Here is a 12,961-nt window from a genome sequence, read left to right on the forward strand (position 1 = left end):
GGCGGATTAAGCTTGGCTAAAATCAGCGAGGAACGAGCGTCAGCCAAGCTTTAGACGTCCATTCATTAATGCGTTTGTTATGTTTACACAAGATACAGCTCTCGATTTTCCTTTTGTATATTTAAAAGATCCGCTATCTTTTGTTCGTCATCGAGCTGCGTAAAAAAACTAAGGTTATCATTTAGAATCTTCAAATCTCTTTTTAGATTCGCATGGTAACCACTTGGGCAAGTATCATTATATTTCTCTGCTTCCGCTCTACCTTTTAATAAACATAGGGCATTGTTAACGCTAAAGGAATTTACCCTAGATGACTTGCCAAAGGTTGTTCCCAAACGAAAGCCATAGCTAATGCTTTCAAACTGGATGAAAAATGCTTTATTTTTGAAGGCTATTTTATATGGGTTTTCAAATTTACGTTTGGGTGATACAACCTCCTTTAAGCCGAGTCGAAGCGCAAGCTCTTTAAATTCTTGTCTACAAAATTCCTTGAAGTTCTCTATAGCTTCCGATTCAGTCATATCTCAAAGTAAACATAACATGTTTATAGCGAGCTAATCGCGCGTTTTTCTACCACAGCGTAGCTCGTTTTTCTTATTAGATTATTTCTAACAAACTTGTTAACTAATTACCAGTGTTATTAAAATTTAGGAGTTCTCGCTTTTACCTCAGGATAAAAACAAGCGATTGGGTCGTTTTTCTGACTATGCAAACACTTTACTTTGACGAAATAAAAAAGCTATTGTGAACAAACGAAGGACGGCTCTATAAAAGAAAGGCCTTGGTAACACCCAGTTAGGAGCTGATTAATGTTTGGCTAAAATGCAAAGGTAGCGAAACCGAACCAAGCTTTAGCAGTCCCACACTTAAACAGCTTGTTAAGTTTTCTTATACACATAGAACCTAAATATCATTGCTTGGGACAATGCAGTCAGCGCAAATAATACAGAATCCTGACTTTCAACAAAATACAACGTTAAGCTTACTAGAATACTAACTACCATATAGATCTTGAAGGAAGCATTTGCATATTTACAAATTACCCAATGAACAGGAAAGCCGACGCATAGCCACCCGACCAACGATACAAATAAATAGACACCCAGAAAAAGTAAACTTGATACAAATAAGCCAGCAATATCACTATCGGTTGTAGGTAGTGAACCCATAACCAAAGTTATTAGGATTATTCCTAAGGCTACCCATGACAGGCTTTTGATAATTGCGCAATCCCAGTTTCCTAAGTTCACCACTCCTCCATTAAAACATAACGATAAGCTCTGCTGCGTCCTTGGTTGAGTGCCTTGTTATGTGTTAGTTATTCGATTCTCTGCAATTACCATAATAATCGAATTGTGTAGGTGAAGCTTCTTTTGATTTTCCATCAATACGGACTAATTCAGCTTTACAGTATGAGTCATAAGCACCTAACTTACCCGACACGTTTATTTCATAATTCTGCTCTGCTTTTGGCTTGAATGAAGCGTAAGTTGTACAATTGCTCATGCCTGCAACAGACATAATCATGAAGGTGTATTTTTTATCAGCAATAAGATTTACGCCATCTGGATTTAATGGCGAAATTAAAGGATTACTGTCATCCAAAATAACTAATTGAGCTGCACTTTCCGCACCAAACGATTTTCCACATGATTCCTCTTCTGAGTGAACATTTACAAATGTAGAGTAACCAAGAAAAGGCGCATTGAAATCATGATTTATTTTTAGTGTCGCTGTAGGCTGGTTTGCTAAAGGAGCTTTATACTTAGGTAAGCCTGCACAACCACTTACAATTAACGGTATTAATAAAAAGCCAACTCTCATAATAAATCCTTTTCTAAAATATTCGGATAACAGCAACGCTTGCCTAACCGGCGCAAAATAGCAGGCTAATATTAGCGACGTAGGAACGCAAGCCTGCTATTTTGCGTCCTTTGTTATATGCCTAATTGCATGTGACACGATTGTCTTTGTGCACAGAAATAACAACACGTTTATTTATTTCGTTGTTAGTAACGTATCCGCAACTACCGTGATTTGCAACCGAATTTGCAGTGATAAATGTATAGTTGTATACACCCTCTTGCTGTTGCGCCAGAGAATAATGAAGGGTATTGCTTGCACCGTTAGAAATTGCACCAAAATCTAAGTGGCTATTTGGTAAATCAATTTCCGCTTGAGATATGGTTGCACCCGAATAATTCACGATTGTGATAGCAGGTAAAATAAAGAAGCTAGACCAATAAAGCACGACCAGTAAAGTGAGAACTGATAAGGCAATTTTCAACAGAAGTTTCATCTAGCTCCTATAGGCATATAACGCCGCCTTAAGAGGTGATTAATAGTTGGCTAAACTGTGAAGCGAAGCGGAACCGAGCCAACTGTTAAGAATCCGACTTTAAGGCCTTGTTAGGGCATGTTATTTCAAAAACATATGCTTGATTTGGTGTCTCTCCGCAACGACCAGACCGACATTCGTAGCTAATGACAACAATCATGTCATCTCTCAGAGTAACTTCATAATTGCTGCCACAATATTTACCCGAAAACTTATTAATTTCTTCCAAATAAAATGAATAACTTCTAGAAGGATATGAGACTACTTTTGCCAATATTATCTCTGCATTTCGGCTCATTATTACAATACCTTCACCGGAGTCAGCATCATCTATGACTTTCAGGCTAGAAGAGCAGCCTGCAATAGCGACGATTAAAAATATGGTGAGGAATCTCATAGTGCCCTAACAATTTTATAGTGCGCTCGTCCCGTATCTTTCTGCCGATGTCACACTCATGTATTAATAAATCTATTTTTAACAAATAACGTAATGCTTTACCAATTCTAATTTTTTATTGATACTAAAGATATTCAGAAAAAGAAAATGCTCTCGTCGCTCATCTTGGGCCAGAAATGAGTTACCCCAAACTCCCTTTCAATTATTTATCCCTCAGTACTTCAAACTCCTTAAAAATACTGTTCACATTCACTTTTGCGCCTAGCTTTGCAGCGATTAAAAACAGGCCCGCTAGTTTTCTGTGAACGAACAAGGCATCTACGGGTGGTGCATGCCAATACTCTGAGGCGGTGCTCATTTTTAGGCCGAGATCTTTTATGCGTTTTGGTAAGTCGCTATTTGCAAAAACATACTCTCCATGGTGGCGCAGTGGCTCGCAGGCGAGTAGAAATATATCAACGACATTATCTATATATTCTTGAGCAAGCCCTTGTTGAAAATAGCCAATTTGCTGTGCTGCTGTTGCCACACCTGCTCTATCGTTATTAATAGCAGCAGATAATAACTGTAAGTAACCACCACTAATATGCTGAGATAGTTCGCGGGTGGCGCCAAAGTCTAAAAGCACCAAGCGTTGATTGTCGATTTGATACTGATAATTGGCAAAGTTTGGATCAGTTTGAACTAGTTTAAAGCTAAATAATTCATGTAAAAATAGGCTGAGTATCTGTTCAACCGCTTTATTACGTATAGCTTGCTCTTTACTTGCCAGTTCATCTAGCTCTTGCCCTTCAACAAAGCTCATGACTAAAACTTGAGAAGAACTAAGCGAATCAACCACATTTGGAATAAGGTAATTGTCATCACCCTTTAAACACTCGCTGTAGCGTTTTAAAAAACTCGCTTCTAATTCGTAGTCAGCTTCGTTTATAAGCTGCTGTTTTGCTTCCTCGATAAGAGGCTGTATTTCTACCTCTTTAGGTAATAAGCCACTGAGCTTGAGAAGGTAAGCTAAGTTATCAACATCACTGGCAATGCCTTTTGCAATACCTGGGTATTGCACTTTAACTGCTAACTTTTCGCCCGATTCTCGGTAAGCAATATGCACTTGCCCTATTGATGCCGCAGCAAATGGTCTGAGTTCAAAATGCGATAATTGTTCTAGCCACGCATCGCCCCAATGCTCTCGCATTACTTTAACTAGCTGCTTTTGTGGCATGGGCGTCGCTTCTGAACGTAGCCTTGCTAAAATTGCTGACAGCTCAGGAGTAAGTAATTCGCCACTATCCATGGATAACAGCTGCCCCAATTTCATTGCTGCTCCACGCAGATTTGCAAGCTGCTCTGCAAAGCGCTGAATATTTTTTGGCTGTAACAATAACTCTTGTCGTGATGTTTGCTTGCCAGTCGCCCATGCTTTTGTGCCTTCAAACAGCATATTACTCGCAACTTTACCTGCTAAAGAACCAAGCCGAGCTGCTCGTGCTAAGCGTGATGTTGGAACAGACTTTTGTTTATCACTCATATTACTTCACACTATTAACTTAATGCTTTGAATACGTTGGTTGTTCGAGTTTAGATCGACTTTAGCTTTACTATCACTTGTCTTCTAGCCAAAAGCAAAAAGCCGCATGGTTAGCTTATTTGCTTCCCGATGCGGCTATTTATTTAATTAACAAGCCAATAAATTGTTTTATTGAGAGTTACTGCTTTCCAGACATCAACTGTTCCATTAGCTGGCTAAAGTCGAAGCTTGCTGCTTTTTGCAGTGGTGGATACTCTGATAGCGATTTTATGTGTTCGCCAAGTAGATGTTGCACAGGCTCATTCAGCCATTGCTTAGCTTGCACTATGTCTGAGCGGTCGGTTAAACCATCAAAGCTTTCAAACGGATCCATACGTATGTTATAGAAAATTGGGAACTTTTGCTTTTCATAAGGAGCATAATAATTTTCGCTCGTTTCAAAGTGCAGCTTCCATTGCTTGTAGCGAATCGCTTTTATACTTGATTCGTAATAGTAGAAAAAGTGATCACGGGCGCTTTGGTCAGTTTTGCCAAGCCAGTAATTCAAGTTATTTACGCCGTCAATCGGTTGCTTATGCTCTTTCAGCGCTTTTTTAACAATATTAGGTTCACCTGCTGCTGCAGCCAAGGTTGTGTAAATATCCATGTGCGATTGAATACCGTTTAATACTGTATTTGCAGGTACTTTACCTGGCCAGCGAACAATCATAGGCACACGTACACCACCTTCATAGGTCGTCATTTTCTCACCACGGAAAGGCGTTGTACCACCATGTAATCGAGCACTGTGCTCTGGGCCATTATCTGTAGAATAAACAACAATAGTGTTATCAAGCACACCCATATCATCTAGTGCAGCCATTAACTCGCCCACTTGTTGATCATGTTCAATCAGACCACTGCCGTATAAATCATGCTCTGTGGTGTATTCTTCTGCTAAATAACGGCTCTCATCACTTAAACGCGTGTACATATGCATTCGGCTTGGGTTAAACCAAACAAAGAAAGGTTTGTCTGCTTTTTTCGCTCGTTTAATAAAGTCTATGCTTGCGTCCATAAACTCTTTATCAACGGTTTTCATACGCTCACGAGAAAGCTGGCCAGTATCTTTAATTTTTTGCTTACCTACTTTACCAAAACGTGGATCAACTGTTTTGTCATCTACATTTGTGGCGTAAGTATGTAAAACGCCTCGCGTACCATATTTTTTGAAGAATTCAGGATCTTTCGGGTAATCACGTTGCTCAAACTCTTCTTGAGTATTTAAGTGGTATAAATTGCCAAAGAACTCATCAAAGCCATGCACGGTTGGTAAGTGCTCGTTGCGATCACCTAAGTGGTTTTTACCAAACTGCCCTGTTGCATAACCTTGCTCTTTTAAAACCTCAGCAAGGGTATAAGAACCCGCTTTTAAACCAAGCTCAGCGCCTGGTCGGCCCACCGTTGTCATGCCACTACGAATTGGATATTGACCTGTAATAAGTGCAGCGCGCCCTGCAGTACACGATGGTTGCGCGTAATGATCGGTAAACATTGCCCCTTCGTGGGCGAGTTTATCGATGTTTGGCGTTTTATAACCCATGGTACCAAGTCCATAAGCACTTACATTTTGCCAGCCAACATCATCGGGGAATATAATTAGAATATTGGGTTTGTCTTTAGCAAAAGCGACAGAGCTTGCTAAATATAAAGCAGCGGATGCTACGGCGAGTAGTCTTTTCATAACAGCAGTCCTTCGTGTATTTTAATAAAATACTATGTAGTTTAGTTTTTAAACTTGTAGTACTTTTTTTAGTCTACTAAAAATACTGTGTACCGCAATTATTATTAATGCTAGGCATAAAAAAACCGTATTTTCTGATCAAAATACGGTTTTTAAAACGTTATTAACTTAAACGTTATTTAATAACTTCTAAGCCACCCATGTAAGGGCGTAATACTTCTGGTACAACAATCGAGCCGTCTGCTTGTTGGTAGTTCTCTAAGATTGCTACCAGTGTACGACCAACCGCTAAACCTGAACCATTTAGTGTATGAAGTAGCTCTGGCTTTTTCTCGCCTTGACGACGGAAACGCGCTTGCATACGACGTGCTTGGAAATCAACCATGTTAGAACATGATGAGATTTCACGATAAGTGTTTTGTGCAGGTAACCATACTTCTAAATCGTAAGTTTTTGCTGCACCAAAGCCCATATCACCCGTACATAAAATCACTTTACGGTATGGAAGTTCTAATGCTTGTAAGATTTGCTCAGCATGGCCTGTTAGCTCTTCTAGCGCTTGCATTGAATCTTCTGGTTTTACTAGTTGTACTAATTCAACTTTGTCGAATTGGTGCTGACGAATAAGACCACGTGTATCACGGCCATAGCTACCGGCTTCACTGCGGAAACAAGGCGTATGCGCTGTTAAACGAATTGGTAAGTCGCTTTCGTCGTAAATTTCGTCACGAGCACTGTTCGTAAGCGGTACTTCAGCTGTAGGAATTAAGCTAAAACCTGGTTGTTGCTGACCGTCGTCATCCACTAAACCTAATGTGTGGAATAAGTCACCAGCAAACTTAGGTAATTGGCTTGTGCCGTATAAGCTTGCGCTATTAACAAGGTAAGGCACATACATTTCTGTATAGCCGTTTTGCTCTGTGTGCGTATCAAGCATGAACTGCGTAAGAGCACGGTGCATACGTGCAACTTGACCACGCATAACAGTGAAACGCGCGCCACTGATTTTAACGCCCATTTCAAAGTCTAGGCCGTTTACGTCTTGACCAACATCAACGTGATCTTTTACTTCAAAGCCGTATGACTTAGGCGTACCCCAGGTTGAAATTTCAACGTTTTGATCTTCGTCTTCACCTACAGGAACAGACTCATCAGGTAAATTTGGAATAGCAAGTGCAATTTGCTTAAGCTCTTCAAGTACTGCGTCTTGCTCTGCTTTTACGCTGTCTAGTTGATCGCCAAGATTACTTACTGAATCAAGCAGCTGTTGTGCTTTTTCGTGCTCGCCTTTCGCTTTTGCTTGGCCGATAGCTTTGGAACTTGCATTACGCTCGCTTTGAAGTTCTTGCGTTTTTACTTGTAATGTTTTGCGTTTTTCTTCAAGTGCAGTTACCGCTGCAGTATCAAGTTCGTAACCGCGTGATGCTAAACGTGCAGCCGCTTGTTCGATATCTTGACGTAAATATTTAGAATCTAACATGTTCGATTTTTAACCTTTTTGCATTACCAGCTGAAGGCCCAGCCAAGCCATAAATATACACACCACCACGTTTAAGGTGATATTGAGGGCCATTTTAAAAAAGTGACCTTGTTGCAAGAGCAACAACGAATCCATTGAGAATGTTGAAAAGGTGGTCAATGCACCTAAAAAGCCAATACCAATTAAGGTTTTAGCGGGGCTAACAGCGATTATTTCTTTTTCAATCAAGCCGTATAAAATGCCCATTAACAATGAACCAAGAATATTAACTGTCAACGTGCCAAAAGGGAATCCCCTACCGAGCAGTTTTAGCATGGTTTCGCTAAGAAAATAGCGTAAACATGCCCCTGAAGCGCCACCCATTGCAATCATCATGTAAAGTTTCAAACTATTCATAGCGTTTAATATCACTTTGCTCGTTACGCTGAGTTAAATAGTCCAGCTTTTGTTTTATTTTTTGTTCAAGCCCACGGTCAGTTGGGAAGTAATACTGGCGATCATTAATCGCCTCAGGAAAATACTTTTCACCTGCTGCAAATGCACCTTCCTCATTGTGTGCATACCGATATTCAGCGCCATAACCCAAGTCTTTCATTAAGTTGGTTGGCGCATTACGTAAATGCTCAGGCACCGGATGGCTCGGCTCATTTTTAGCATCTTGCATAGCTTGATTAAACGCCATATAAACTGCGTTACTTTTAGGGGCACTGGCTAAATAAATGGTGGCTTGTGCAATAGCGCGCTCACCTTCACTAGGGCCTACACGTTGAAAAATATCCCACGCGTTGAGTGCCACTTCCATTGCTCGCGGGTCAGCATTGCCAATATCTTCTGTAGCAATCGCTAATAAACGCCGAGCCACATAAAGTGGGTCGCCACCCCCAGCTAAAATACGGCAATACCAATATAAAGCGCCATCAGGTGAACTACCTCGCACTGACTTATGAAACGCTGAAATCAAGTCATAAAACTCATCACCGCCTTTGTCGTACTTGGCTAAGTGAGTTGGTAAAACTTGGCTTAAAACATGTTGATCAACAAAGTATTTGCCCTGCTGCTCCGTAGTTAAATCAACCGCTTGTTCTAAAAGGTTCAGCACTTTACGCGCATCGCCATCACTTGCTTGGCAAAGCGCTTGTTTAGCGTTATCGGCAATGTCTATGTGTTTTTGGCTAAGCTCTACGTCTTCACGTAAGGCGCGCTCAATCACGGTAAATAAGTCGGCTTGTTCAAGCGCTTTTAAAACATACACACGAGCACGAGACAATATCGCGTTATTAAGTGCGAATGATGGGTTTTCGGTGGTTGCGCCTACGAAAATAAAGGTGCCATCTTCGATATGTGGTAAAAATGCATCTTGCTGAGATTTATTAAAGCGATGCACTTCGTCGACAAACAATAAGGTGCGTTGCCCTCGCCCGGCAAGGTTTGCTTTGGCTTCGCTTACTGCCTCACGAATGTCTTTAACACCCGCTGTAACCGCCGACATTTGAATAAGGCTGGCATCGGCATGGTTTGCAATAATCTGCGCTAAGGTTGTTTTACCAACACCTGGCGGCCCCCACAAAATAAGACTGTGGCATCGACCTGCAAGAATCGCTTGGTAAAGAGGTTTATCGGGGCTTAAAAGGTGCTGCTGACCAATGTAGTCATTAAGTGTTTCAGGTCGCATGCGCGCCGCAAGTGGGCGCACATCAGGACCAAAATTAAATCCGAGGTTACTCAAGCCTTAATCACCTTGGCTTTGGTCGTCAACTTCAACGCCCTCAGGAATGGTAAATTCAAAGGTTTGAGCTGCCAGTGCTTCGTTTACTTTAGCCTCTTTAAAGGTAAATAAAGACTGCTGACCAGAGGTATCTAATACTGTCAGTGATGCTAGACCTTGTTCTTTAGCGTTAAAGCTAATGTCTAACTTTTCAACTTGGCTCTCAACGCCTTTGTTTGGCGTGACGCTAAAGCCTGCATCAGTTGCCACAACTTGGTATTTAGCCCACTGCTCTGGATCTTTTGAGGTCAACAGCACAAACGGGGTTGAGTCAATCAGGCTGTGAGTATTCATAATCGTTACTTGCTCAGCAAAGCTGTCGAAGTAATACGTTTTGTCGCCATTTGATACAAACAAGGTATCGTCTGGGCTTTGCTGTTGCCAGCGGATCATCATAGGTTGCTGAAGGGCAATATTCCCCTCACCTTGCATGATAGCTTCACCTTGTGAATCCGTCACTTGCTGTGAAAACTCTGCTTTAAAACTTTTAATCGCAGCCAGCTGTTGTTGCAACGCTTCGCTGTCGTCTGCAAAACTTTGGCCGCTTAATAAACAGCCCATAATTAGGGCTAGGTATTTAATTTTTTTCATTAATTTGCTCCACCATTTGGCACTAAGACTTCGCGGGCACCGTTATGTCCTGGTGCGCTAACAATGCCTGATGTTTCCATTTGTTCAACTAAGCGCGCTGCGCGGTTATAACCTACACGAAGCTTACGCTGTACACTCGATACCGACACTTTGCCGGTTTCAATTACAAATGATACTGCTTCATCGTAAAGCGGATCTGACTCTTCATCACCGTCTTCACTGGTTTCTCCTGGTAGTAAAATTTCTTCTGTGGCATCGCCACTTAAAATTTCATCAATATAATTTGGTTTGCCACGTTTTTTCCAATCGTCTACAACCGCATGTACTTCGTGGTCGTCAACAAACGCACCATGCACACGCACTGGCACACTGGTACCCGGCGGTAAGTAAAGCATGTCACCCATACCAAGTAAGTTTTCAGCACCTTGCTGATCTAAAATGGTACGCGAGTCAATTTTACTTGAAACTTGGAACGCCATACGGGTTGGAATATTCGCTTTAATCAAACCTGTAATAACGTCAACCGATGGGCGCTGTGTTGCTAGCACTAAGTGAATACCTGCAGCACGGGCTTTTTGCGCGATACGTGCAATCAGCTCTTCCACTTTTTTACCCACGATCATCATCATGTCGGCAAATTCGTCAATAACCACCACAATACTTGGCAGTTTATCTAGCTCTTCAGGGCCATCGGCCATACCGTCGGTGTCTTTAAACAGTGGATCTAGAATCGGCTGACCCGCTTCTTTGGCATCCAACACTTTTTGGTTGTAACCTTTTAAATTACGCACACCAAGTGCCGACATCAGCTTATAACGACGTTCCATTTCGCCTACACACCAACGCAATGCATTGGCTGCTTCTTTCATGTCGGTCACAACTTCACATAATAAATGTGGGATGCCTTCGTACACAGAAAGTTCAAGCATTTTCGGGTCGATCATGATCATACGAACATCATCTGGGCCCGATTTGTACAGTAAGCTTAATATCATTACATTAACGCCCACTGACTTACCTGAACCTGTGGTACCCGCAACAAGTAAATGTGGCATTTTGCCAAGGTCAGCACATACCGGTTCGCCAGCAATGTCTTTACCTAACACCATAGTCAGTGGTGATGGGTTTGATTCGAACTTAGGCGCGTTAATAACTTCACTTAAGCGCACAATTTCACGGTGTTTGTTTGGCAGCTCTAGACCTACATAGGTTTTACCCGGAATAACTTCTACCACACGTACGCTTACAGCAGACAGTGAACGCGCTAAATCTTTCGCTAGGCCAGTGATTTTAGCCACTTTAATACCCGGCGCTAAATCAAGCTCAAAGCGCGTTACAACCGGACCAGGGTACACACCCACAACCGCAGCTTGAATGTTAAAATCAAGTAATTTGGTTTCAACTAAACGCGAGATTCCATCAAGCTCTTCTTGAGATAATGGGTTTTTCGCTTTATCTGGGCGGTCTAATAAATCAAGTGATGGTAACGGGTTTGCAGGCGGCTGCTCTTCAAGCAGTGCTTCAAACTTTTCTTTTGCAGTTGGCGGTGGCTGGTACGCAGGTTTTGGCTTAGGCATTGGGCGCGCAGGCGAAACAACCGTTGTGACAGGTTTTTCTGGCTCAACAACTGGGCTCTGATCAAGCGCATTCAGTGCCGACACGGTATCAAATGATTCATCATCAAGGGCACTAAAACCAATTTCTTGGTCAAGAATATCGTCTAGTTCATCAAAGCCTTTAAAGTCATCATCGGCTTTTTCAGCAGGCTTTTGCTTAGCTTTAGCAGGCTTTGGTTGTTCTTCATCTGCATCATTAAAGTTAATAGCAGGCTCGTTTTCTGGCTCTACAAAGTTAGCGTCAGGCTCTGTAGTGGCGATATCTTTAACAGCTTCTTTTTCACGATGTAGCCAAGCAGAAAATTGCTCACGTAAAAAGTAGAATGCTTTCATTACCCACTTGCCGACAAAATCGACAAATTGCACCCACGAAATACCGGTTAATAGGGTTAAACCAGCAAAGAAAAAACACAGTAGTAAAATTGAGGTGCCGGTAAAATTAAAGGTAGGCATCATTGCTGTCGCAATAACATCCCCCACTACCCCACCAGATGAGAAGTTATAAATATCATCAAAATTAATGCTGCTGATAGCTGTCGCAGAAGTAATAAACAACGCAAAACCAATAACACGTAAGGCAAGCGTGGTGTAATCAAGCTGGAAAATACGGTGTGGCTGTTTAAACAATAAATAACCGAACAACTGAATAGCAACAGGCACTAAATAAGCAAGCCAGCCAAAAGTGAGTAATAGGATATCTGCAACCCAAGCTCCCGCTGTGCCGGTAATATTCTTAACATTAACAAATTCACCGGTTTGCGACCATGAAGGGTCCGCAGGATCAAAACTGATTAATGCACATAAAATAAATACTGCAGCAAAGGTGCTGATGATTAGCCCCGTTTCTAACAGTCTTTGAACACCATTTAGGCGCATAGCTCCCTATTCCTTATTATTCTTTACTGATCGATTAGCAGTGAAATACCTTAGCAGGAAATGCCGTTTGATGCACTTTATCTTAGCCTTGATGGACTGATAATGAACAAGTTTTTGTTACTCAATGTGTATTTTAACAGTTTAGGCAATATATGGGCGAATAATGACCCCTTCTTCACCTTTTACTTCTTCCATTACCACATAAGTTCGGCTTTCACTAACATTTGGTAGTTTTAGTAGAATATCACCCAGTACATTTCGATATTCCGACATATCATTTACACGTGTTTTTAATAGAAAGTCGAAATTACCCGACACGAGATGGCACTCAATTATTTCGTCGTGCTTTTTAACTGCAGCGTTGAACTCTTCGAAAACATCTGGTGAGGTTTTAGTGATGGTTACTTCTACATAAACCGACAAACCTTGGCCAAGCTTAGCAGGATCCACTACTGCTTTATATCCAAGTATATACCCCTCTCTTTCGAGCTTTTTTACCCGCTCTAAACAAGGGGTGGCACTTAGTCCTACACGCCTTGCCAGCTCTACGTTAGAGATCCGACCATCGAGCTGTAATTCCATTAAAATTTTACGGTCTATTCTGTCGAGTAATTGATGCATAAGCCAAACCAGAGTTTTGCACTGTTTAA

At 41.6% G+C, this 12,961-nt stretch carries 11 protein-coding genes; all 11 read right to left on the reverse strand.

Going from position 1 to position 12,961, the window contains the following annotated elements; all coding sequences use genetic code 11:
- Window positions 1-83: 83 nt before the first annotated feature.
- Window positions 84-521 carry a hypothetical protein gene (locus tag NO991_RS07415; protein WP_371351892.1) on the reverse strand — a complete coding sequence of 146 codons (438 nt, stop codon included), beginning with the start codon at window positions 519-521 and terminating at the stop codon, window positions 84-86.
- Window positions 522-1,314: 793 nt separating this feature from the next.
- On the reverse strand, window positions 1,315-1,824 hold the full coding sequence (locus NO991_RS07420; RefSeq protein ID WP_199529930.1) for a hypothetical protein: 510 nt from the start codon (window positions 1,822-1,824) through the stop codon (window positions 1,315-1,317).
- 121 nt (window positions 1,825-1,945) lie between these two features.
- Entirely contained in the window at window positions 1,946-2,299 is a 354-nt protein-coding gene (locus NO991_RS07425; protein WP_105174297.1) for a hypothetical protein, read from the reverse strand.
- Window positions 2,300-2,937: 638 nt separating this feature from the next.
- Window positions 2,938-4,260: an ABC1 kinase family protein gene (locus NO991_RS07430; protein ID WP_371351893.1), complete on the reverse strand. Its 1,323-nt coding sequence runs from the start codon at window positions 4,258-4,260 to the stop codon at window positions 2,938-2,940.
- A gap of 178 nt (window positions 4,261-4,438) precedes the next feature.
- Window positions 4,439-5,983, reverse strand: coding sequence for an arylsulfatase (locus NO991_RS07435; protein ID WP_371351894.1), 1,545 nt, complete (start codon window positions 5,981-5,983; stop codon window positions 4,439-4,441).
- 175 nt (window positions 5,984-6,158) lie between these two features.
- Window positions 6,159-7,463, reverse strand: a complete 1,305-nt coding sequence (gene serS, locus NO991_RS07440) for a serine--tRNA ligase (RefSeq protein ID WP_371351895.1) — start codon at window positions 7,461-7,463, stop codon at window positions 6,159-6,161.
- A gap of 9 nt (window positions 7,464-7,472) precedes the next feature.
- Window positions 7,473-7,859 carry a fluoride efflux transporter CrcB gene (gene crcB, locus NO991_RS07445; protein WP_082389253.1) on the reverse strand — a complete coding sequence of 129 codons (387 nt, stop codon included), beginning with the start codon at window positions 7,857-7,859 and terminating at the stop codon, window positions 7,473-7,475.
- Entirely contained in the window at window positions 7,852-9,189 is a 1,338-nt protein-coding gene (locus NO991_RS07450) for a replication-associated recombination protein A (RefSeq protein WP_371351896.1), read from the reverse strand. Before NO991_RS07450 ends, crcB begins: the two co-directional genes overlap by 8 nt.
- A 3-nt stretch (window positions 9,190-9,192) precedes the next feature.
- Window positions 9,193-9,819, reverse strand: coding sequence for an outer membrane lipoprotein chaperone LolA (gene lolA / locus NO991_RS07455; RefSeq protein ID WP_371351897.1), 627 nt, complete (start codon window positions 9,817-9,819; stop codon window positions 9,193-9,195).
- Window positions 9,819-12,311 carry a DNA translocase FtsK 4TM domain-containing protein gene (locus NO991_RS07460; protein WP_371351898.1) on the reverse strand — a complete coding sequence of 831 codons (2,493 nt, stop codon included), beginning with the start codon at window positions 12,309-12,311 and terminating at the stop codon, window positions 9,819-9,821. Before NO991_RS07460 ends, lolA begins: the two co-directional genes overlap by 1 nt.
- A 141-nt stretch (window positions 12,312-12,452) precedes the next feature.
- On the reverse strand, window positions 12,453-12,932 hold the full coding sequence (gene lrp, locus NO991_RS07465) for a leucine-responsive transcriptional regulator Lrp (protein WP_054552971.1): 480 nt from the start codon (window positions 12,930-12,932) through the stop codon (window positions 12,453-12,455).
- Window positions 12,933-12,961: the final 29 nt, after the last annotated feature.

It is taken from the genome of Pseudoalteromonas sp. DY56-GL22 (assembly GCF_041414715.1).
Taxonomy (GTDB): domain Bacteria; phylum Pseudomonadota; class Gammaproteobacteria; order Enterobacterales; family Alteromonadaceae; genus Pseudoalteromonas; species Pseudoalteromonas simplex.